The 21453-nt window shown below is 58.8% G+C and carries 16 protein-coding genes and 6 pseudogenes; 14 read left to right on the plus strand and 8 right to left on the minus strand.

The window, feature by feature from the left end; all coding sequences use genetic code 11:
* The first annotated feature begins 196 nt into the window (after nucleotides 1-196).
* Nucleotides 197-1199, plus strand: a pseudogene (locus ACEN2S_RS20610) (IS110 family transposase).
* Between the two features lie 120 nt (nucleotides 1200-1319).
* Nucleotides 1320-1475 (plus strand): annotated as a pseudogene (locus ACEN2S_RS20615) (transposase); the annotation flags it as partial.
* A gap of 356 nt (nucleotides 1476-1831) precedes the next feature.
* On the opposite strand, the pseudogene ACEN2S_RS20620 reads toward ACEN2S_RS20615, so the two are convergent.
* Both ACEN2S_RS20620 and ACEN2S_RS20625 read right to left on the minus strand, forming a co-directional pair.
* Nucleotides 1832-2710 (minus strand): annotated as a pseudogene (locus ACEN2S_RS20620) (IS110 family transposase); the annotation flags it as partial.
* Between the two features lie 112 nt (nucleotides 2711-2822).
* Nucleotides 2823-3586: pseudogene (locus ACEN2S_RS20625) on the minus strand (IS5 family transposase).
* Between the two features lie 362 nt (nucleotides 3587-3948).
* Here ACEN2S_RS20625 and ACEN2S_RS20630 point away from each other — a divergent pair.
* From ACEN2S_RS20630 to ACEN2S_RS20655, 6 genes are read left to right on the plus strand one after another with little or no spacing between them, the layout of a single operon-like run.
* Entirely contained in the window at nucleotides 3949-5262 is a 1314-nt protein-coding gene (locus ACEN2S_RS20630; protein ID WP_441870032.1) for a VpsF family polysaccharide biosynthesis protein, read from the plus strand.
* Nucleotides 5259-6650: a lipopolysaccharide biosynthesis protein gene (locus tag ACEN2S_RS20635; RefSeq protein ID WP_441870034.1), complete on the plus strand. Its 1392-nt coding sequence runs from the start codon at nucleotides 5259-5261 to the stop codon at nucleotides 6648-6650. Before ACEN2S_RS20630 ends, ACEN2S_RS20635 begins: the two co-directional genes overlap by 4 nt.
* A gap of 3 nt (nucleotides 6651-6653) precedes the next feature.
* Nucleotides 6654-7727, plus strand: a complete 1074-nt coding sequence (locus ACEN2S_RS20640; protein WP_441870036.1) for a glycosyltransferase — start codon at nucleotides 6654-6656, stop codon at nucleotides 7725-7727.
* Between the two features lie 45 nt (nucleotides 7728-7772).
* Nucleotides 7773-8462: a sulfotransferase family 2 domain-containing protein gene (locus ACEN2S_RS20645; RefSeq protein ID WP_441870038.1), complete on the plus strand. Its 690-nt coding sequence runs from the start codon at nucleotides 7773-7775 to the stop codon at nucleotides 8460-8462.
* Nucleotides 8455-9330, plus strand: a complete 876-nt coding sequence (locus ACEN2S_RS20650) for a sulfotransferase domain-containing protein (RefSeq protein ID WP_441870040.1) — start codon at nucleotides 8455-8457, stop codon at nucleotides 9328-9330. The genes ACEN2S_RS20645 and ACEN2S_RS20650 overlap by 8 nt, the downstream gene beginning before the upstream one ends.
* Nucleotide 9331: 1 nt before the next feature.
* A complete protein-coding gene (locus tag ACEN2S_RS20655; RefSeq protein ID WP_441870042.1) occupies nucleotides 9332-10408 on the plus strand; it encodes a glycosyltransferase family 4 protein in 1077 nt (358 codons plus the stop codon).
* Between the two features lie 158 nt (nucleotides 10409-10566).
* On the opposite strand, the gene ACEN2S_RS20660 is transcribed toward ACEN2S_RS20655, so the two are convergent.
* Complete coding sequence (locus ACEN2S_RS20660; protein ID WP_441870044.1) at nucleotides 10567-11055, minus strand: glycosyltransferase; 489 nt, start codon at nucleotides 11053-11055, stop codon at nucleotides 10567-10569.
* Nucleotides 11052-11513, minus strand: coding sequence for a UDP-N-acetylglucosamine--LPS N-acetylglucosamine transferase (locus ACEN2S_RS20665; RefSeq protein WP_441870046.1), 462 nt, complete (start codon nucleotides 11511-11513; stop codon nucleotides 11052-11054). Before ACEN2S_RS20665 ends, ACEN2S_RS20660 begins: the two co-directional genes overlap by 4 nt.
* A 345-nt stretch (nucleotides 11514-11858) precedes the next feature.
* On the opposite strand from ACEN2S_RS20665, the gene ACEN2S_RS20670 reads away from it, so the two are divergent.
* Complete coding sequence (locus tag ACEN2S_RS20670; RefSeq protein WP_441870048.1) at nucleotides 11859-12872, plus strand: IS110 family transposase; 1014 nt, start codon at nucleotides 11859-11861, stop codon at nucleotides 12870-12872.
* A gap of 368 nt (nucleotides 12873-13240) precedes the next feature.
* Nucleotides 13241-13532: pseudogene (locus ACEN2S_RS20675) on the plus strand (integrase core domain-containing protein); the annotation flags it as partial.
* Here the strand turns inward: ACEN2S_RS20675 and ACEN2S_RS20680 are convergent.
* The 3 genes and pseudogenes from ACEN2S_RS20680 to ACEN2S_RS20690 all read right to left on the minus strand — a co-directional run.
* A pseudogene (locus ACEN2S_RS20680) lies at nucleotides 13531-13827 on the minus strand (DDE-type integrase/transposase/recombinase); the annotation flags it as partial. The pseudogenes ACEN2S_RS20675 and ACEN2S_RS20680 overlap by 2 nt on opposite strands.
* 270 nt (nucleotides 13828-14097) lie before the next feature.
* On the minus strand, nucleotides 14098-15261 hold the full coding sequence (locus ACEN2S_RS20685) for a nucleotide sugar dehydrogenase (RefSeq protein WP_441870050.1): 1164 nt from the start codon (nucleotides 15259-15261) through the stop codon (nucleotides 14098-14100).
* 239 nt (nucleotides 15262-15500) lie between these two features.
* Entirely contained in the window at nucleotides 15501-16577 is a 1077-nt protein-coding gene (locus tag ACEN2S_RS20690; protein ID WP_441870052.1) for a tyrosine-type recombinase/integrase, read from the minus strand.
* Between the two features lie 86 nt (nucleotides 16578-16663).
* On the opposite strand from ACEN2S_RS20690, the gene dusA reads away from it, so the two are divergent.
* On the plus strand, nucleotides 16664-17767 hold the full coding sequence (dusA, locus tag ACEN2S_RS20695; RefSeq protein WP_441870054.1) for a tRNA dihydrouridine(20/20a) synthase DusA: 1104 nt from the start codon (nucleotides 16664-16666) through the stop codon (nucleotides 17765-17767).
* Nucleotides 17768-17857: 90 nt separating this feature from the next.
* Entirely contained in the window at nucleotides 17858-18673 is an 816-nt protein-coding gene (locus ACEN2S_RS20700) for a sulfite exporter TauE/SafE family protein (RefSeq protein WP_441870056.1), read from the plus strand.
* Between the two features lie 66 nt (nucleotides 18674-18739).
* On the opposite strand, the gene mazG is transcribed toward ACEN2S_RS20700, so the two are convergent.
* Nucleotides 18740-19609: a nucleoside triphosphate pyrophosphohydrolase gene (mazG, locus tag ACEN2S_RS20705; RefSeq protein WP_441870058.1), complete on the minus strand. Its 870-nt coding sequence runs from the start codon at nucleotides 19607-19609 to the stop codon at nucleotides 18740-18742.
* A gap of 62 nt (nucleotides 19610-19671) precedes the next feature.
* On the opposite strand from mazG, the gene ACEN2S_RS20710 reads away from it, so the two are divergent.
* Nucleotides 19672-20835 (plus strand): M20 aminoacylase family protein, encoded by a 1164-nt coding sequence (locus ACEN2S_RS20710; protein WP_441870060.1) that lies wholly within the window; start codon nucleotides 19672-19674, stop codon nucleotides 20833-20835.
* A gap of 271 nt (nucleotides 20836-21106) precedes the next feature.
* On the plus strand, nucleotides 21107-21445 hold the full coding sequence (yajC, locus tag ACEN2S_RS20715) for a preprotein translocase subunit YajC (protein WP_441870062.1): 339 nt from the start codon (nucleotides 21107-21109) through the stop codon (nucleotides 21443-21445).
* Nucleotides 21446-21453: the final 8 nt, after the last annotated feature.

Here is a 21453-nt window from a genome sequence, read left to right on the forward strand (position 1 = left end):
TCCGTCTCGTCATATCCACACTCCAGTTCCTTGGTCACGATCTTATCTTCGTGTCCACGAAACCGGCAGCAGCTCATGCCATTATGCTGCGAGTCTAGCCAGTGTCCGCCACTGATGGAGTTGGATGGCTCCCGCTCCCGGCATCGCAATGTGCCATACTGGGTGCTGTCAATTGACCCCAAGAAGGGAGCCATCCCTGAAGGAGCTTCCCACGGTCGTGCTCGATCTGGCCAAAAACTTGTTCCGGGTTCACGGCGTCGATGCCGCCGGGCGGTTGTGGTCTGGCGGCGAGACCGGCGCGCGCAGATGCCCGGGTTCTTCTCGCGCCTGGCCCCGTGCCTAATCGGCATGGAGGACTGTGCCGGGGCGCAGTATCAGGCATGTGAGCTGACGAAGCTCGGCCATGAGGTGAGGCTGATCCCTCCGCCTTACGTCAAGCCCTTCATCAAGCGAGGGAAAACCGATGCCGACGATGCGGAGGCGATATGCACGGCCGTTGTGCGGCCAAGAATGCGCTTCGTGCCGGTCAAGACCGGAGTCCGGCAAGCGGTGCTGATGCGCCATCGAGCATGGGATTTCCCCGTCCGGCAGGTCACCCCGCTCGCGACTGCGATCCGCGCCCATCTCGGGGAGTTTGGCCTGATTGCGCCCGAGGGCATCCACAATATGGGTCGCCTCGTCAAGCAAGCCGAGACGGCGGATCTGCCGCCCTAGGCGCGAATGCCTCCGATCTTCTAGTTGGGCAGTTTGCTGATACGAAGCTGCGTATCGATGTGATCACCGCCGATCTGCGCCGTGCCGCGGAGGAGGACGATACCGCGCGGCGGCTGCAGACGATGCCGGGCATTGGCCCCATCACGGCCAGTGTCCTTGCCGCCACGCTGCTGGAGGTGTCGGCCTTCCGCTCGGGCCGCTACCTGTCGGCCTGGCTCGGACTGACGCCAAAGGTGCAGTCCAGCGGTGGCAAGGAGCGGTTGGGCGGGATCTCGAAGATGGGGAACCGGTATATACGCCGGCGGCTCTGTCTCGGGGCCATCGGAGAGATCTCACCCCCTAAGCGCACCGATCCGGGCGAAGACTGGCTGGGCCGCATGCTGGCGAAGAAGCCACTGAAACGCGTGGCGATCGCTCTGCCCAATCGCATGGCGCGACAGGTCTGGGCGATGCCTGGAACGGGCGAAACATGGCGGGCTGCATAATGCGATGAACATCGGGCAGTCGTTGGCCCGATCAGACTGGCCAGGGCAAAGTGAGATGATGGCAAACTGACGGACAGGAGACTGGAACGCGCGACGTGGGGGGAGGACGAACGCGCCATCTACACCCGCCACCGATGGCGGGTCGAAGGCGCGCATGGCACGGCCAAGACACTCCACGGCCTTGCGCGAGCAGTCCGAAGGGGGCTCTAGAACATGAAGATCCAAACCCTCCTGACCGCCATGGCAATGAACCTCAAGAAGCTGGCGGTGGCCATGCTGCTGATCTGTTCGATCGTCGAGAATCACCCCGCCAGGTCAAACCCGGGACAAGTTTGAAACGACTTTTTCAACAGCCCCCGGGGGACTATTTCCCCGAAGATTGGCTAGCCCTTGATCTGAAAGACGTGCGGCACCGTGTTCTTGCTGAACCGGAGCAGCTAGGCCACCGTGCGGTAGCCAAACGATGGATTTGCTTCGATCATCGCCTTGATCGGGTCCGAAAACCGGTCATCGACCTTAGGTGCCGCCTTCGTCGGCTTATAATAGAGCGTGCGCCGAGGCACGCCGAGCCAAGGGCGCCGAGCCCGGTTCACTGACGAGCAGCCAACCTGTGCCGCCCATGTCCTGAGTCAGGTAAAACGGCCACGGTGCATCATGACCGTCGCAGCTTGGCACAGGGCGCGTCGAAGGTTGACGTCGCCCGCCTTGGTGATCCCGCCAGAGACATCGCGCTCGCCCGACTGGTTTCGCGAGGGTGTCAGGCCGACCCATGGCCCGACCTTCTTCGATGACGTGAAGCGGTCAGGGTCATCCACCGCCGACCGATAGGTCAGTGCGACCACCGCACCTACCCCGGGCATGGACATCATGCGGCGGCAGGCCGGATCCTCCTGGGCAAGCTGGCGAACACGACGTTCCAGCCCGGCCAGCTCCTGTCGGAGCGACAGTCGAGCCCGCAGCATCGGTTCGGTTGCCGCCTCCAGCATCGGATTGCCCGTCGTCAGTTCGCGAATACGCTGTTCAAACCTGCCGCGCGATATGGAGCCGACCTTCAGACCAAAGTTCCGCAAGAGCCCGCGCAGGGACATTTCCAACGCGATGAAGCCCTGTTGCACTGCCTTGCGCGCGTTCAGAACAGCGCGAACCTCTTGTGCCGACACAGATTTACAGTGAACCGGCCGGAACCACCCCAGATGAAGCAGGCGCGCGATCCCTTCGGCATCCCTGCGATCAGTCTTGATCGGCATGGCCTTCAGCGCCCCCTTCACCTGCCGGGTTTCCATTAGCACGACGTCACGTCCAGCCTCGGTCAGCCCGCGATGCAACCATTGCGACAGGGGACCGGCTTCCAGGCCGATGGCGGCGATGGTGCCGTCGAGGTGCCCCATCCAACGCACCAGCGCTTCCGGCTCGCTGGCCGCCTGCGCCTCCCTCTCGATTTTCCCATGCTCGCTGACCACGCAGATCGCGGTCTTCTCCAGCGACACGTCCAGTCCGACAAACAGCTTCATCCCGAAGTCCTCCCAATGGATCCGATACGGGAATGGCGCCAGCTTGCCCTCTGCTTGGCAACGGTAAAGGGTGGGTTGCGGCGCAGGCCCCGTTACGGCATTTCATTGATCGTCAAAGCCAGAAGATGACAGTTGCGGCGAGGGCGACAGCTGAGAGGAAGGTCTTTGCGCATCGGTCGTAGCGGGTTGCGATGCGGCGCCAGTCCTTCAATCTGTCGAACATGATCTTGATCCGGTTGCGGCGCCGGAAACGTCGCTTGTCGTAGCGGACTGTCTAGCTGCGCGACTTCCGACCGGGGATGCAGCGGCGCATCCCCTCGTCTGTCAATGCTTCTCTGAACCAGTCCGCATCGTATCCTTGGTCAGCGAGGGTCCATTCGGCCGCGGGCAGACTGCCCAGCAGCGCAGCGGCTCGGGTGTGGTCACTGACCAGGCCCGTGGTCATGAAGAATTCAGCTGACGACCCTCGGCGTCCGTGACGGCATGCAGCTTTGTTCTCAACCCACTCTTGGTCCGCCCAATCAAGCGCCCGCGCAGGTCGTCATGCCCCCTTTTTGCCCGCAGGCTCGAAGCCGTGCGATGCGCCTTCAGGTAAGTCGCGTCGATCATGATGGTCTTCTGCCCGGTGCCTTTGAGGCCAGCCCCTCCATCATCCTGGCGAAGCCCCCCATGTCAACCACCGCTTCCATCGGTTGTGGAGCGTCTTGGGTGGGCCATACTCCCGAGGCGCATCGCACCATATCAAGCCATTGAGAACGATGAAGACTATTCGCTCAAAACCCACCGATCATCGACGCGCGGTTTGCCATGGCTCCTCGGAAAGTACGGTTTCCGGCGCTCCATCTGCTCCTCAGTCAGGCAGAATAGATTGCTCATCATCAACCCGTCAACTCGGGGCCTTGAAACACGCAGCAACGGCACTCTCAAGCAGATCAATCGATCCTGAGCCTCGGGTGATGCTGGGTAAGAAAAATAGTGGCAAGATGATTTTTTGTTTGACCGCCACCAACGCATCGTCCGATACATGAGCGCTGCAGTGCGGCGAGCTCAGTGAGTTATGATGGAAGAGGCGGAAACATCATTTCTTATCTGGAAGATTTCTGCCAGAGGATTCTCGGAATGATGATTCCCCGGGCTGTCGACCGAAATAAGTCAAGAAGGCCTTACAGTGTTAATATTGCGAATTACCGATGCACGCAATGGCTTAGATTTTCACTTGATCCAATTGGTGTGAGGTCATGATTACAAAGCCAATCGAACTACAGACTAGCGATCAGTATTCAGCTTTGAATAAGATCGAAAAATTATTGTTATTAACGGGAATCTCTCTTCGATTCCTGTTCTCCAACGGATTGCTGAATGAATTTCTGCCTTACACTTCAGAAGGTGGTAGTGGATTTTTTAAAATACATCCCGGATCTTTATTTATTTCGGCGGCATTTTTTTTAATATTTGCTCGGAGGGGTTTTCGTGTCTTTTCCTTTGACGGCACTCCAAGAGCGGCAACTTCATTTTTTATATTCTTGATATTAGTGATATTTTATGTGCTTGTCAGGTTTGGATCGTCTGGCGTTGCTTATATTTTTGACACGCATGTGTGTGCTTCAATGGTTGTAATATTGTTTAGTTTTTTGCGCGAGTGCGATCTTCAAGGAATCAAAAAATATTCTGTCTGGTTCATGGTTTTAAATAGTACACTGGCGATTTTTGAAGTTGCCACTCAAACGCACATCATGCCTGAAGATGCTTATGCGAAATTTGCAATTTTTAGAGCATATTCCATTCTTGGCCATCCCCTTTTGAACGCTGCTGCGACATCGGTTTTTGTGGTTTTGTGTTTGGCTCGCGAGAACCGACGCGTGCGGGATTGGCTGGCTGCTCTGCTGGGCTTGGCTGCGATTATGGCATTTGGAGCGCGTGCATCTTTTGCGGTCACAGCAATTGCGGTGGTCTGTATGATATTGGGGCGCGAGCTTTCCAATATATACAAGCGGCGAGCCAAGGCTGTAGCTTTGGGCCTTCTTCCAATCGTTTTGACTTTATTTTTCCTGATGACGATGGGACTTCTTTTGTTCACACCTCTAGGTGAGCGGCTAATTTCAATGAGCGACTTCAGCGATACAAGTACAAGCGCGCGCCTTTCAGTCCTGTCAGTTTATGATTCTCTCAATCCGAATGAAGTATGGTGGGGCGTAGATCCAAGTTATAAGCGCACATTGCTTATTGCAAATCCTGACTTTGATACTATTGAAAATTTTTGGGTTGCGGTTTCGTTGAACTTAGGGTTGATAATGATGGTGCCGTTTGCTGTATTCTTGCTTCTATTTCTTTACCGCGTAGGCCGAAGGGGAAAGCCCGGCGGTGTATTTGCAATGCTGGTTTTTTTGATTATCGCCAGTACAAATAATTCCTTGGCGATCAAAACGCCTCTGCTAGTTGTAATTTGCTGCTTAATGGCGGCGAGTGCAGAAGAAAAAGGCCGCAGAGAATGTTTTAAATTGCATGGAGTAAATTTTAGATCGCCGCTCCCGAATGAATGGAGGAGAGTTTGAAAAGCTATTTTGGCTATGCGCCTGCGGTATTAATTCCGCGGGTGATGTCATTTTTAATTGTTCTGACCTTCACTCGAATGATGGCTCCTGAAGAATTTGGGAAGTACTCGCTCGTGCTGGTCTATGGGGAGCTGTTCGATACTATATTTTTGCGTTGGATTCGGTTAGGTTACACGCGACTGCACGAAGCCAGCAAAGACCAGTCGAACGTCCTGATGGGGCAGGTGTTGCTGGTATCCCTTCCTTGTCTCCTGATCAGTTGTCTAGTAAGCTTGGGGCTGACCTACTGGTCCTCAAGCATTGATCCAGAGTTCGCGATGTTGCTGATCCTCTATGTGGTTGCCAACTCAAGTGTTTATTTGGGGCTACAGTACCTTCGAGTGCGCAACATGCGGGTGCAGTATGCCTTAGCCGAGGCGCTGCGTTCGGTCCTGGGCTTTGCGCTGACCTATGGGATTGTTCTTATTTGGGGAGGGCACTACGAACTATTGGTACTGGGAACCCAATCACTGACATTCATCTCCGCTTTGGTTTTCCTGACGGTTATGGTACGCGCTTCGCGTTTCGGGCGCTCCGACCGGACATTGCTCGCTGAGCTTCTACGTTATTCGGTTCCGCTGATCGTATCATTTTTTTTGGCTGGTTTTCTGATGGCGGTTGACCGAATGCTTCTTGAGAAAACTTTGGGTGTTGCGGCCGTAGGCGTCTATGCCGCTAGCTATTCGATCGCGCGCCCTGCAATTGAGGTCTTGTTCAACATTGTTAATATTGGTGGCTTTCCCAAGCTGTTGAAGGCGTATGAAAATCACGGGCGTGAAGCTGCAGCGCTGGTTTTAGAGCAAAAATTGGTCGCATTGTTGTTTGTTGGTGTGCCGATTCTCGTTGTAATCTTGACACTAGCTCAGCCCATTTCAGACATCTTGTTGCCGGCAAACTATGCCGATACGGCACCCAATATTATGCGCTTGGTTGCGCTGGCGGCCTTTCTCCGGGGGATGAAAGGCTTCGTACTGGATCAAATTTTCCTGCTGACCCGTACCACCACCCACGCGACCTTGACACTGATCCCTGGCTTGGTGTGCGTAGTGGCGGGTTGCTACCTGCTTATTCCGATCTTTGAACAGGTCGGTGCAGCGATGGCGGCAATGATTGGGGCGCTCGTTTCCTTAATATACAGCTATTACTTGTCATCGAAATCGATTGATTTTTGTATCTTTAATCGGGAAACCCGGATTGTTCTGCTGGCAAATTTGGGGGCAAGTTTGTTGATCACCGTCGCATGGCGTGAGTTTGGCTTGGTCGGTGCCGGGCTGGCATTACTGACATCAGCTGTTCTCTATATCGTGGTTTGTATTAAATCAGGTGTTTTAAGAAAAATCGGGGGCTGACACATGCCGACTTGCCACAGAATTGCTTTTTACCTGCCTTCGTTTCATGGCGGTGGCGCTGAACGCAACACAGGGTTGATCGCTTCGGAACTCGCTGCGCGGGGATTTCCTGTGCTGATCGTAGTGGATCGGGATCAGGGTCCCAATCGGGCGCTCTTGCACGAACAGGTCGAGGTGCAGGTGTTGTCAGGTGGAAACCGAGCGCATATCGGCGGTTTGGCGCGGGTATTGCAGGACTGGAAGGCCGATGTGGTCTTTGCCCGGTTGGGGCTCTGTCCCTTGATTGCCGTCATGGCTTCGAAAATGCCGGGGGCGTCCTTTAAGGTGATTATTTCTTATCATAACCCCTATGATCCGCAGACCTTTTTGGGGGTGAAGGTGACTTGGTGGCTCAGTTCCATCCTATCGCGGTTGTCGCATGCCACTATCGTGGTCTCCACCGATATCAAAAAAGAGATTGCGACCCGCTATTGGGCAAGCAGTCGGAAGATCACAGTAATCTTCAATCCGGTGAATCTGGCCTGGGTGGCGGAACGCAGTACGCAGCCTCTGCCTGCGATTTATGCAGGCAAGCCTTTCATTCTGGCGGCGGGCAGACTGGTTGATCAGAAAGACTATCCGACGTTGCTAAAGGCCTTTGCCGAAGTATCGAAACATTTTGAGCATGATTTGGTGATCATTGGCGAGGGACCGCGGCGGCCGCTGCTGGAGAGCATGATCTCCGAGCTGGGGCTGACAGGACGGGCGCATCTGGCGGGCTATCAGGAAAATCCGTTTCCTTTCTATCGACGTGCAGCATTGTTTGCATTAGCGTCCCGGGCAGAGGGATTTGGCAACGTTCTGGTGGAAGCGCTGGCTGTCGGAACCACAATCGTTGCTACCAATTGCCCCGGCGGGCCAAAAGAAATTCTGGACTACGGCGCCTTCGGAGCCTTGGTTAAGGTGGGGGATTCTAAGGCGCTGGCGGCTGCAATAGTTGAAGAATTGCGCAACCAGCGGGATTCGGACGCGCTGCAGCGGCGGGCGTTGGATTTCGCGCTGCCGAAGATCGTAGATTCATATTTGGCAATTATCTGACGTCGTTCCCTAAATATTTCGGGGAGCGCAGAAGGAACAGAACGAATGATTTCACACGAACATCGCTGCATATTCGTCCACATTCCAAAATGTGCCGACACGTCGATTGAGACCCTGCTTGGGCATCATATCGGGCGGGAAAAGGGGCCGAATCGACAAGATCACCGTACCATCCGCATGATCGAGAAGCCCTTGCCCTGGGGGGCAGCGCTGCAGGGCGGCGAGAACCGGCGAGAATTGCTGCGGCGCCTGCGCCATCCATACCGTGCCGGAGCTAACCCGGCAAATTGCGTGATGCCGACACCGGGACAATATGCCGAGTATTTCAAATTTGCCTTCGTGCGAAACCTGTGGTCGCGGGCATATTCATGGTATCGCAATGTGGTACGGGACGCCGGGCACCTGAAACGTCACGGTATCGAGGCGACCATGCCTTTTTCCGACTTCATGCAGCAATTTGCCGGAGCCCGCATGCTGCGGCCGCAGACCTACCGGCTTAAGGATTTCAGCGGCAGGTTTCCCTGTGACTTTGTTGGTCGATTCGAGAATCTGGCACGTGATTTTGCGATCGTCGCAAGTGAGTTGAACCTGTCTCCTGATCTGGCTCTGCCGCATGAGATTAAGGGCAGTAACGCCGACAATTACGTGGCGGCCTTTGATGCTACCACCCGTGATCTGGTGGCGCGGATCTATGCCGAGGAGATCAAGATGTTCGGGTATTCCTTCGATGCATAAATCCGAGCTGATTAAATCGCGCGCTTCGCAAAATCTCCGCAACAACCTGCGTCCCTACGCCTATTGGTTGGAACGCCAACGGGTCGGACTGAAAAGCATGGTGTCCCCTGCAGGGCCAATGCCAAGCTTTTTTGTGTTGGGGGTGCAGAAGGCAGGCACCACCTCGCTGTTCGATTTGATTACCCAGCATCACGATGTAACGCCCCCGAGAACCAAAGAGATCTCGTATTTTGACCGCTATTATGGCAAGGGTGAACGTTGGTATCGCGGCAATTTTCAGCAGGGTGCGACGGTAACGGGCGAAGCGACGCCTGATTATCTCTATCTAGATGAGGCGCGGCGGCGCATCGTCGCGGACATGCCGGGAGGTACAAAATTTATCGTGCTGCTGCGCGATCCGGTGGCGCGGCTGCTGTCGCATTATTTCCACGCGCGGCGTCTGGGGTATGAAACCCTGCATGTGATGGACGCGCTGGAGGCGGAGCCGCAGCGTATTGGTGCCGAAGGGGAATTACTGGCTGGTCATCCGTTGGAGCACCGTACGCAACGCAGTGCCTTCAGCTATTTCGACCGCGGCAACTATGCTGCACAGCTGGAGAAATGGTTCGAGCATTATCCCCGCGCGCAATTCCACATTGAGACCGCTGAGCGGTTCTTTGCAGAGCCGCTGGCCGTCGCGGCGGAAGTGTTCGACTTTCTGGGGCTGCCGCCCTGTGCCGGGATCGATGCGACGCCGAAGAATATCGGCGTCTATTCCGGCAAGGTACCCGCAGAAATCCGCAGCGCTATTGCGAAACGCTATGTCGGGGCGAATGAGCGCCTGGCGCAGCTGCTCGGGCGCAACTTCGATCAATGGAAAGTCCGCTGAGATGACCTTGAATGTTCTGATGTTGGTGCCCGCCAACATCCACGCAATTGGTGGCGGTATTGCCAAGCTGATGCTGTATTTCTCGCGCGAAATCAAAGCTGAGCGCCCGGATATCGACTTACGTTTTCAAGAAACCCGTCTGTCGAAAAAGGCTCCGCTCAGCCATATTTCTACGGTGTTCTGCCTCGGTTCCTATCTGTTGCGGATTGCCCTGCGGCGGTATGACATCGTGCATATCCATGTGGCACCTCAGGGGTCGACATGGCGCAAACGGCTGTTTGCGCGCTTTGCCCGGTTGCGGGGCGCCAAGGTGGTGCTGCATCTGCACGGATCGGGTTATCACGAGTTCTTCGCGGGGCTTGGCCCGAAGCAACAGCAGAAATTGCGGGCCTTTTTCCAAGCTGCAGATGCGACCATCGTATTGGGCGAATTCTGGCGGAGCTTCATGCAAGATACCGTGGAGGTTGCCGCCGACCGGATCCATGTGATTGAAAATGGAGCGCCCCCCGTTGAGGGGCAGGCCGCCCTGCAGGGGGTACCGCCTCATATCGTCTTTGTTGGTGCAGTGGGGCATCGCAAGGGGGTTGATGTGCTGATCTCTGCATTGGCACAATTGTCGGCTGTGCTGCCATGGCGGGCCACGATCTGTGGCAATGGCGAGGTGGAAAAATACCGCGAGATGGCCAGGGCGGCGGGGCTCGCGGAGCGGACTGACTTTCCGGGTTGGCAGAGCGAAGATCAGGTCACGGCGCATCTGCGGAATGCCGATATTTTTGTTCTGCCGTCACGGGCGGAAAATCAACCTGTTGCGATATTGGAGGCAATGTCATTGGCGGTGCCGGTGGTCTCAACCCGTGTTGGCGCTATCCCGCAGCAAGTCGTGGATGGTAAAACGGGTCTTCTGGTCGACGCATCCGATGTCACGGGACTTACGGAGGCATTGCGCTGCCTGTTGGCAGATAAGGATCTGCGGAGACAGATGGGTCTCGCCGGGCAAGAGCATTTCGCGGCAAATTTTTCGATCCGGCGCAATGTGCAGCTGGTGAGCGGATTGTACGACGACTTGGTGGGGAAATAAGCCGGAATCAGAATCTGCGGCCGCAAAAAGGCGGCGGCGCCATCATTGAGGTCGTTGTTCCGAAATCGTCGGGCCGGAACAATGCGCTCAGGCAACGGGGCACAGGGGACGGACGTGCCCGCTAGTTGCTCTCGTTATAGCTTCTAGACCGGTTCGGATTAAGTCCTGAGGGAAAGGCCGATATCGCGGCGGATCGCCTCCAGCAACCGTGATTTTGCGGTGTTTTGGGAATTGGCTTGCATCGGTTGCAGGGCAGGGTTGCTCAGGTAGCTAAAGATGTCCTGCGCCGTTTCGGCGATGTGCAGACCGGGCAAGCGCTTCATCTGCGCGCAGGTGGCCAGCTGGTGATCGTTTCGATGTTCCCCAAACGCGGCCCGGCGTGCCATCAAGAGCAGCGGCTTCTGACTTTTCAGGCCCGACAGGATCGTACCGATCCCGGCATGCCCCACAATGACCCGGGCATTTGCAAAGCGCGTGCCGAAATCTTCGGGGGATAGCAGATCGACAGAATCAAAATTCTGCGGACGGTATTTCGCACTCTTGCCGATCTGACCGAAAATCGGTTCGTTGATCTGTGGTGCTACTTCGTCCAAGGCTTGAGTTAGACGATCAAAGGGCAGTTGGGTTCCAATTGTCAAAAAAATCATAGCAAGCTACCTTGATATCTTGGGCGCTGGGACTCTGAGGCTAGATGCTCCCATTGCGTGCAGACAGTGTGGCAGAATTTCAATGCTAAGCGTCCGCTCATTGAAAGCTGTTCGGAGTTGGCGATGCTATCGACCCATATAGTCTTAGCGCCAAAGATCCGGCCCCAGAATAGACACAGCAAGCCAGGCGCAGCTCCTGTTGAAATTACGACGTGCGGTCGAACTTTGGCAATAAGTAGGAAAGTCTCGCCTAGGCCCCGCAATGCCTTCATCGGTTCAGTTTGACTGTAATCGCGCAGTCCATGGAACTTCGCCAGCTGATAAAGCTCGCCTTGGCGATGGTCAGTGCAGGCATACGTGGTGTCGAACCCATCGAAGGCTGGCGCCAATTGCATCAATTGCTCCCAATGTCCACCGGTGGATGCAACAGCGAGCACTCGCTTTTTAATATCAGGCATGAAATGAGCTTTCCAAACTGGAGCCGTTTAACCAAGTGCAAGTGCGAGTACTGTAGCAGACATTCCTCCGACCTGCCACCAAAGAGCGAGTTCGCGTCTCCGCCGGAACCATGTTGCGTAGGCGGCATTTAGTCTTCAATACCTGGCGGGCTAGCTGTTCGATCCCACGGTTTAATGGTGCGATCCTTTCTTTAGAGTGGAAGGATGCCCTATGGGACAAGTTCGTCACGGCAGCGCCACGATCGAGGCGTGGGCCGCCACTGATGGAGTGGGTGGCTCCCGCTCCCGGCATCGCAATGTGCCACATTGCGTGCTGTCAAAAGTCACCTCAAAGGGGAGCCATCCATGACGGAGATTACCACGATCGGCGTTGACCTCGCCAAGTCCGTTTTCCAGATCCATGGCATCGATGCCGAAGGCGCAGTTGTCGTGCGGCGGCAGCTGCGGCGGAACCAGATGCTCGAGTTCTTCCAGCGGCTTGGGCCCTGTCTGGTCGGCATGGAAGCCTGTGCCGGGTCGCATCACTGGGCCCGAGAGCTGGGCAAGTTCGGCCATGAGGTCCGGCTGATGCCACCGTCCTGCGCGAAGCCCTACGTCCTGCGCGAAAAGACCGACCATGCTGACGCCGAAGCGATCTGCGAAGCGGTGACACGGCCGTCTATGCGCTTCGTGCCGGTGAAAAGCGAGGAGACCCAGGCGCTTCTGATGACCCACAAAGCCCGGGAATTCCTGGTCCGCCAGCTCACCCAGGTCACCAACGCGATCCGCGCCCACCTGGGCGAGTTCGGGGTCGTGGCACCGAAGGGCGTTCATAATGTCGGACGCTTGCTCGAGGCCGGGGAGCGGACCGACCTGCCGACCGCGGCCCGGGTGCCGTTGCGCCTGCTGGCCGGGCAGTTCTTCGAGACCCGTGACCGCATTGATCAACTGACGAAGGACATCCGCAGCGAAGCGGAGGCCAGCGAGGCTGCGAAGCGGCTCCAGACGATCCCGGGCATCGGTCCCATCACCGCGACGGCGCTGGCGGCGACCGTGCCGGATGTGACCGGCTTCCGCACCTCCCGCGACCTCTCGGCCTGGCTGGAACTGACGCCGAAGCCGCACTCGAGCGGCGGCAAGGAAAAGCTCAGGCGCATCTCGAAAATGGGCAACCGCTACCTGCGGCGGCTGCTCTATCTCGGTGCCATGGGTGTAATCAGTGCCCGGCGACGTGGACAGCCCGGCGACGACTGGTTGTGGCGGCTCCTGCAGCGCAAGACCGCGAAACAGGCCGCGATCATCTTGGCGAACCGCATGGCGCGGACCGTCTGGGCCTTGCTGAGAAACGGGACTGGCTACGACGCGGCGCGCGGCGCTTGAGAACCGCGGGGCGATCTGCGCCCCAAACGAGATGGTGAGGTGCAAGGTGAGATGATGGTCATCTGATGGACAAGCTGCCGGAATACCCTGTTCGACCCGGAGCGCTTTGAGCGCGTGCCACTGATCGGGATCCGTAGCAGCCAAGCGGACTTTCATCAGGGCGCGCAGCCCCCGTGCTGCAGACAGACGCCGAATAAATGGCCGCAACCGACCAGACGCCAGAGTGCCACGAAAAGCCCTTGCCACGCGGGAGCCATCCATAAATGGTCTGAGAGACCATGGCGAGGGGTATTCAGTTCGCATAGCAGCCTCGAAACCGGAACACCATTTACTCCCGGCCAATGCGCGTCGACATGATTTGTGAGGCAAATGGGATTGAGCACCGGCTGGCTAAGCCCAACCACCCATTGACCAACTGTCAGGTGGAACGGATGAAACGCACGATCAAGAAGGCCACCGTCAAGCGCTTCCACTACGACAGTCATGAACAGCTGCGAACGCATCTCGCCGACTTCATGGCGGCCTATAACTGCGCGCGCAGTCTCAAGACCCTCGGCGGCCTCACCCCATTCGAATAAATCTGCAAGATCTGGACGGACATCTGAGCATGACAGATTCATCCTAAACCCGATCCACCAGATGCAGGGACTAAACACCTAAAGGTTTTGATGAAGGCATTGTCCGTCGGTTTGCCGGGCCGGGAGAAGTCAAGGACCACCCAGCGCTGGCAAGCCCGGAGGTCCATGTCGCGCGAGACGAACTCGCTGCCCAGATCGACGCGGATCGTCTTGGGATAGCCAGCCGTTCGGCACACCCGGTCGAGCGTCGCAACAACGTCCTCGCCGCGGTAGCTCTAGCGCAGGTCAAGCACCGGGACATAGCGCGAGAACGTGTCGACTACAGTCAGAACCCGCACCTTTTGGCCCGTCGCCAGTTGGTCATGCACGAAGTCCATCTCCCGTTGTGCGCTACGATTGATCCACTGGATCAATCGCTTGACGCTTCAACTCCGGCAGATTTCCGCAACCAGCGTTCCGTCTTCGCTCTGCTTGATCATGAACGCCTTTTGGGCGTCTAAAAACTTGCTCGCCAGCATGCGAATCCGCTCCTCTCCCAACCGGAAAAGCGTAGCGGAAAACTCCAACTTCAAACGGGCCAGTTTCCGGGGATCAGATTAGGATGAACCCGGCTGAGCCGGTGACAAATGCAGTGCGGGCCTCGGCCATCAATCAACTCCGAACAGATCGCGGGTAAAAATCTTGTCTGCGACATCCGCCAGATCGGCATCGGCGCGGTTGGCGAGGATGACATCGGCCTCGGCTTTGAACGCTTGCAGATCCGTCACCACCCGACTGCGGAAGAAATCGGGCGCGTCCAGCGTCGGCTCAAAGACGATCACCTCAATGCCCTTGGCCTTGATCCGCTTCATCACGCCCTGGATCGAGCTGTCGCGGAAATTGTCCGACCCCGCCTTCATCGTCAGCCGGTAGATGCCCACCACCTTGGGATTGCGGGCAATCACCTGATCGGCAATGAAATCTTTCCGTGTCGAATTGCTGTCGACGATGGCGCGCATGATCTGCTGCGGCACCTGATCATAGTTCGCGAGCAACTGCTTGGTGTCCTTTGGCAGGCAGTAGCCGCCATAGCCGAAGGAGGGGTTGTTGTAATGCCCGCCGATGCGCGGATCGAGGCTGACGCCGTCGATGATCTGCCGCGTCGCAAGGCCATGCACCTGCGCGTAGGTGTCGAGTTCGTTGAAAAATGCCACCCGCATCGCGAGATAGGTATTGGCAAAGAGCTTGACCGCCTCGGCCTCGGTCGGATCGGTGTAGAGCACCGGCATGTCCTTGCGGATCGCCCCTTCGATCAAGAGGCCGGCAAAAGCCTCGGCGCGCGGGCTGCGCTCGCCCACCACGATGCGCGAGGGGTAGAGGTTGTCGTGCAAGGCCTTGCCTTCGCGCAGAAATTCCGGGCTGAACATGACGTTCTCAAAGCCCTCTTCGCGCATGCGGCTGATGAATCCCACGGGGATGGTCGATTTGACCACCGCCACCGCATCAGGGTTCAGCCGGGCGACATCATGGATCACCGCCTCGACGCTGGAGGTGTCGAAGCGGTTTGTGGTGACGTCGTAATTCGTCGGCGTGGCGATGATGACGAAATCAGCTCCGGCATAGGCTTCGGCCGGATCGGTGACCGCGCGCAGGTTGAGCGTGCCGCGTGCAAGATAGTCCTCGCATTCCGCGTCGCCGATGGGCGAGCGTCCTGCATTCACCATCTCCGCCCGCGCGACATTCACCTCCAGCGCCACAACCTCATGGTGCTGCGCGATCAAAATGGCATTCGAAAGGCCAACATAACCAAGGCCTGCTACTGCGATTTTCATGTGCTATCCAAAAATATAAAAGCTTGCCGCGTTGCAGCATTGTCTTTGAAGCCGAACCGAGCGGCCCGGTCAAACGAAAATTTCTGTTCTACTGTGTTCGTTGCAAAAGATGCCGGTTTCCGAGCTGTCTCGCCCATGCGATCCATCGCGAGAGCGACATTTAATCTGTTTGTGAAGGTGTATCGATAGGTGCACGTATGAAATTTGCACTCTCCCATAGGTTGCGCTGAACGTCTAGACTATTGATGCTGACAGATCTTCACGATCCATTCCCAGTCTTCCCACTTGTCCCCAGTGTCGCGAAGGTGGGTATAGCGTTGAAGGCTTTGCCAACTTCGATGGCCAGATATGCCTGCTGCTTGTGGAATGGTCTTGCCCATTTCAAACAGCCGACTGACTCCCTCATGGCGTAGGTCGTGAAAGTGGAGGTCAGCAATGCCCAGAAATTTGCACGCCCGCGTAAAGGAAGCGCTGACGGCATCGGTGGAGTAGGGGAAGATCCTATCATCCAACTTTGCCATCGAGCGCGCGATCATCTCGGCTTCTGGCGGCAACTCGCACCAGGTGTCGTTCCCAGCCTTTTCGCCCGGGTGCTTCATGTCTCTGACCAACACCCGGCCTTGCTCCAGGTCGCTCCACTTGATCCTTAGTATTTCATCTTGGCGTCGGGTCGAATAGAGAGCAAAAGCGCAGACCATTTGCATGGGAAGTGACCTACCTCCAGCGTGGCGATCAGTGAAGTGTGCCATAAGGAGCTCCATCTCCGCCAGCGTCGGTCGCCGATCCCGCTTTGCCGACTTATTCGTTAGGCCCAGCCGCTTAGCCACAATCATCGCGGATTTCATCTGGCCGTGATCAAGGGGGACTCCCCATGCGGGCTGTGCAATCGCAAAAATGGCAGAGAGATGTGAGAGGTAGTTCAGCACGGTTTGCGGGCTGCGGCCGATATTGAGCTCTCTCGCGAAACTGACGATATCGTCTGACTTGATCGCGTCGCAGGGCAGGGCGGCAATCGGGTAGGTTTTGATTGTGTTCAGCACCTGAGCTTTGGTGCGGCCCATCGCCTTGGCGCTTTCGGCGGTATAGCGGTCGATGGCATCGCTCAGTGTTACGCCATCCGACCTGGCCTTGATCAGACGCGCCAGCCCCCCGGGTTCGGCGGCCTCCGCTTCTTTTCGCTTGAGCCACGCCAACGCCGCCGCGCGCCTGACAAAGGTTGCGGACGTGCTTGCTTTCTTCCCGTCTCGCATAATCCGCACCTGTGCGGTATACACGCTCGATCCATCCTTCAGGCGGCGCTCTGTGACGGTGCCCATTTGCTAAAACTCCTCCGCAATTGTTGCTAATCTTTAGCAACCCGGAAACGCAAACAAGCAAAAACGTAATGAAATCAGTACGAAAAATGACAGCAACGGAAGACGCGAAATCAGCGAAAATTGCTGATAATTACAGCAAATTCAATAACTTCAGGCTTTCCGTTGCGCCGATGATGGATTGGACGGACCGGAATTGCCGGGTGTTCCACCGTCAGCTCAGCCGGCACAGCCTGCTCTACACCGAAATGGTGACGGCCCCGGCGGTCATTCATGGCGACCGTGGCAAATTGCTGAACTACAGCGAGAGCGAACATCCGGTCGCCCTACAGCTGGGCGGATCGGACCCCGCGCAACTGGCCGAGGCGACGCGCATTGCGGCGGATTGGGGCTATGACGAGATCAATCTGAATTGCGGCTGCCCGTCGGACCGCGTGCAGTCGGGGGCCTTTGGCGCGGTGCTGATGACCACGCCAGAGCTGGTGGCCGATTGCGTTGCCGCGATGATCGCGGTCAGCCCGGTCGAGGTGACGGTGAAATGCCGGATCGGGGTGGATGATCAGATCCCCGAGGAGGTGCTGCCCGATTTCTTGCAAAAAGTATCGGCGGCGGGCGTCTCGCGCTTCACCATCCATGCCCGCAAGGCCTGGCTGCAGGGGCTGAACCCCAAGCAGAACCGTGACATCCCCCCCCTGGATTACCCGCTGGTGCTGGCGATGAAACGGCAGTTCCCGCAGCTGCATCTGTCGATCAACGGCGGCATCCAAAGCCTTGATCAAGCAATTGAATTTCTGGATCAGGGGCTGGACGGGGTCATGCTCGGCCGCGCCGCCTATCATGAGCCGTGGAACATCCTCGCCGCTGCCGATCAGCGCATTTTCGGTGCCGGTCCGGTCGCGGATCCCTATGAGGTGGTCGCGGCGATGCGGCCGCTGATCGCGGCGCATCTGGCGGGGCCGGAGGGGCGTCTGCACCATTTCGCCCGCCACATGATGGGCCTTTTCCATGGCCGCCCGGGTGCCCGCAGCTGGCGGCGGATCCTCTCCGAAGGGGCGGCACGGCCGGGGGCGGGGCTGGAGGTGATGGACCAGGCATTGGCCGAAATGGCCGAAGCGGCCGCCGCGCTCGCCAGTGCCGCCAGCAGCCGGACGGACAGCGCCCCCGACAGCGGAACCGGTGTCAAACCGCACTGAAGGCGGGCAAACAGTCTTTCCCCGCGTCACCGCCCGCGCTAAGCCTTGCGGCGGGCGCCGCAGGGGCACCAGGCCCGGAACGGAGCGACCATGACGGATATCCTACATTTGCTGCCGATGCTGGCGGTTCTGCTGGCGGTGGGGGCCTTTGCGGGCATTCTGGCCGGGCTGTTGGGCGTGGGCGGCGGCATCGTGCTGGTGCCCGCCTATTACGCGGTCTTTGCCGCGATGGGCTATGGCTCGGACAGCCTGATGCAGGTCTGCGTCGCCACCTCGCTGGCCACGATCATCGTCACCTCTGTCCGCTCGGTACTGGCACATCACCGCAAGGGCGCCGTCGACTGGCCGGTGCTGAAAAGCTGGTCGCCCTGGATCGCGGCGGGTGCCCTCATCGGCGTGCTGGTCGTGTCGCGGCTGCAAACCGCCACGCTGCAGGTCATTTTCGGCTGTATCGCCTTTTTCATCGCCTGCTACATGGCGCTGGGGCGGACCGAATGGCGGCTGGGGAGTGAGATGCCGCGCGGGGCCAAACGGGCAGTGATGGCCCCCATCGTCGGCTTTTTGTCGGTGCTGATGGGCATTGGCGGCGGATCCTTCGGCGTGCCGCTGATGACGCTGCACGGCATGCCGATCCACCGCGCCGTCGCCACCGCCGCCGGGTTTGGCTTCACCATCGCGCTGCCCTCGGCGCTGGCTTTCCTTCTGGTGCCGGTGCCGAATGCGCCGCCCTTCACCCTCGGCGCCATCAACATCGCGGCCTTCCTGATCACCATCACGATGACGCTGACCACCGCCCCTCTGGGCGCGGCGCTCGCCCATCGTCTTGACCCGAAACCGCTGAAACGCGTCTTCGCGGTCTTCCTCGCCGTGGTCGCGCTGAACATGCTGCGCAAAGTCCTCTTCTGAGCATTTCTTCTTGGCAAAAATACCTCGGGGGGCGCCGCCAGGCGGGGGGCAGCGCCCCCCAACACCCTATCCTTTGGCCGCGCGCTCGGCCGCCTTCGCCCGATCCCACAGCGCATCCATCTCCGCCAGATCGCTCTGCGCCGGGCTCCGCCCCAGCGCCGCAAGGTCATCCTCGATCCGATTGAACCGGCGGGTGAATTTCGCATTCGTCCCGCGCAGGCAGGCCTCGGCATCCAAGCCCAGATGCCGCCCGAGGTTGACCATGACGAACATCAGATCGCCAAATTCATCCGCCAGCTCCTCCGGCCCCATCGTGTCGCGCGCCTCGACCAATTCCGCCGCCTCTTCCACGATCTTGTCCAGAACCTCATCGGTCGAGGGCCAGTCAAATCCCACCCGCGCCGCGCGGTTTTGCAGCTTCAGCGCCCGGCTGAGCGCGGGCAGCCCCAGCGCCACCCCGTCCAGCACCCGCGCCCTGGCGCCGCCGCGCTCGGCGGCCTTCAGCTCTTCCCAGGCGCGGCTCTGCTCCTCGGCGGTCAACGGCCCCACATCGCCAAACACATGCGGATGCCGCGAGAGCATCTTGTCCGCCACCGCCTTCGCCACCGCGGTAAAATCGAACATCCCCGCCTCTTCGGCGATGCGGGCATGAAACACCACCTGCAGCAGCAGATCCCCCAACTCCCCCGGCAGCTCGTCCCAGGCCTCGCGGGTGATCGCATCGGCCACCTCATGCGCCTCCTCGATCGTATAGGGCGCGATGGAGGCAAAGCTCTGCTCGATGTCCCAGGGGCAGCCGCCCTCGGGGTCGCGCAGCCGCGCCATGATCGTCAAAAGCCGCTCTAGCTCTGCGGTCGCCCCCGCCGGGACCGCCCCGGATCTGTCCAAAGCCAGCGCTGCCGCCGCGTCGCGCCCGTGGTTCAGGGTTTTGTCCATTGCGCCCGGTCTCCGTTTCAGATGTTCTGCCCCCGACCTAGCAAAAACCCCGGAACCCCGCCATGCCCATCCTGAATCGTATCGCAGCCTTCGCCGACGAGATGACCGCCTGGCGCCGCCATCTGCACGCGCATCCCGAATTGTCTTTTGATTGCCACGAGACGGCGGCCTTCGTCGCCGCCCGGCTGCATGAATTCGGCGTCGATGAGATTCATGCGGGCATCGCGAAATCCGGGCTGGTGGCGATCATCAACGGGCAGGGCGAAGGGCCGACGATTGCGCTGCGCTCGGACATGGATGCGCTGCCGATCGAGGAGGAAACCGGCACGCTCTATGCCTCGGAAAATCCCGGCAAGATGCATGCCTGCGGCCATGATGGCCATATGGCCATGCTGCTCGGTGCGGCCAAGTATCTGGCCGAGACGCGGAATTTCAAGGGCCGGGTCGCTTTGGTCTTCCAGCCCGCCGAAGAGAATGGCGGCGGCGCGGGGGTGATGGTCGAGGAAGGCATCATGGAGCGCTTCGGCATCAGCCAGATCTATGGCATCCACAACACCCCGGGGCAGGAGTTCGGCACTTTTGCCACGACGCCGGGGCCGATCATGGCGGCGGCGGATACGTTTGAGGTGCATGTGCAGGGCCGGGGCGGCCATGGCGCCATGCCGCATGAGACCGCGGATCCGGTGGTGGCGGCGGTGGCCATCGTGCAGGCGTTTCAGACGATCAGCAGCCGCAACCATTACGCGCAGGATGATCTGGTGATCAGCGTCACCCAGATTCACACCGGCAGCGCCGATAACATCATCCCCGACACCGCTTTTCTGGGGGGCACCGTGCGCACATTCGACACCGCCGTTCAAAAGATGGTGATGGGCCGGATGGCCGCACTCTGCGAGGGCCTGGGCGCGGCCTATGGCGTCGAGGCGGTGCTGAAATACGAAAAGGGCTATCCGCCCACCGTGAACGATGCCGCCAAGACCGAATTCGCCGCCACGGTTGCCCGTGAAATCGCGGGGGACAGCGCCGTCAATACCGACAGCCCGCGGGAGATGGGCGCCGAGGATTTCTCGTATTTTCTGGAGGCACGTCCGGGCGCCTTCCTGTTCCTTGGCACCGGTCCGGGGGCAGGGCTGCACCATCCGGCCTTTGATTTCAACGATGCCGCCGCCCCCGTCGGCGCCAGCTTCTTCGCGCGGCTGGTCGAGCGGGCGCAACCGCTCGGCTGATCCGGCACGGGGCCGGGCAGGGGCCGCGACCCTGTCCGCGCAATATTCCATCTGTGGCGAGGGCGGCCCGGAAAGGGTGCGATCTCTTGCCGCTCTTGCCTTGCGGGGCGCGGCCCCGCTCCCTATCTGAGACGCCATGTGCAACCGCTTTGGGCGCTGCCTTGCCAAGGGGCGGGGTGGCGGCTAGGGTGCCGCGCGATTTCCGGGCTTTGGCCCCAGTAAAACCGGGCCTCCGCAATCAAGAGGCGGCCCCAAAACGAAGGACAGACACATGTTCGCAACCCCCGCTTTCGCTCAGGCCGCCGGTGGCGCCGGTGGTGCCGCTGCTTTCACGCAATTCGCACCGCTGATCCTGATTTTCGCCATCATGTATTTCCTGCTGATCCGTCCGCAGCAGAAAAAGGCGAAAGAGCACCGCGCCATGGTCGATGCCTTGCGTCGGGGTGACGCTGTCGTGACCCAGGGCGGCATCTTCGGCAAGGTCACCAACGTCAAGGACAATGGCGAGCTGGAAGTGGAAATTGCTGCAGGCGTCAAGATCCGCATGATGAAGTCGGCCATCGCCACCGTGGTGTCGAAAACCGAACCCGCTGCTGCTAACGCGAACTGAGGCAGAGA

Source organism: Phaeovulum sp. W22_SRMD_FR3 (assembly GCF_052113705.1).
GTDB lineage: Bacteria > Pseudomonadota > Alphaproteobacteria > Rhodobacterales > Rhodobacteraceae > JBGQOG01.